Origin of the sequence: Rhodococcus sp. EPR-157, from assembly GCF_001647195.1 — a bacterium.
Taxonomy (GTDB): Bacteria; Actinomycetota; Actinomycetes; order Mycobacteriales; family Mycobacteriaceae; genus Rhodococcoides.
Genome location: NZ_LVCV01000078.1, coordinates 1 through 543, shown reverse-complemented (window position 1 = coordinate 543; position 543 = coordinate 1). Strand labels below are relative to the sequence as shown.

1 rRNA gene is annotated in these 543 nt (G+C 56.2%); it reads right to left on the bottom strand.

The features are described from left to right. Positions 1-543: ribosomal RNA gene (locus A2J03_RS03215) — 23S ribosomal RNA — on the bottom strand; the annotation flags it as partial.

Sequence of the window (543 nt, the reverse complement as noted above, 5' to 3'; positions counted from 1 at the left end):
GTGATCACCGAACAAGGTCCCCCTTCTCCCGAAGTTACGGGGGCATTTTGCCGAGTTCCTTAACCATAGTTATCTCGATCGCCTTAGTATTCTCTACCTGACCACCTGTGTCGGTTTGGGGTACGGGCCGTGTGAAAGCTCGCTAGAGGCTTTTCTCGGCAGCATAGGATCACTGAATTCGCCTCAATCGGCTACGCATCACCTCTCAGGCATCATGAACGGCGGATTTGCCTACCGTTCGCCCTACAGGCTTACACCAGTACTACCACTGACTGGCCCAGCTACCTTCCTGCGTCACCCCATCGCTTGGCTACTACCAGATCAGGTCCCACGCATCCACCCACCCTTCAGGTACCCGAAGGCACAAGAATAAGCGGGATTCAGGGTGGTTAGTATCACTGATTCACCATGGGCGCGTTCACACGGGTACGGGAATATCAACCCGTTGTCCATCGGCTACGCCTGTCGGCCTCGTCTTAGGTCCCGACTCACCCTGGGCGGATTAACCTGGCCCAGGAACCCTTGGTCATTCGGCGGACGAGT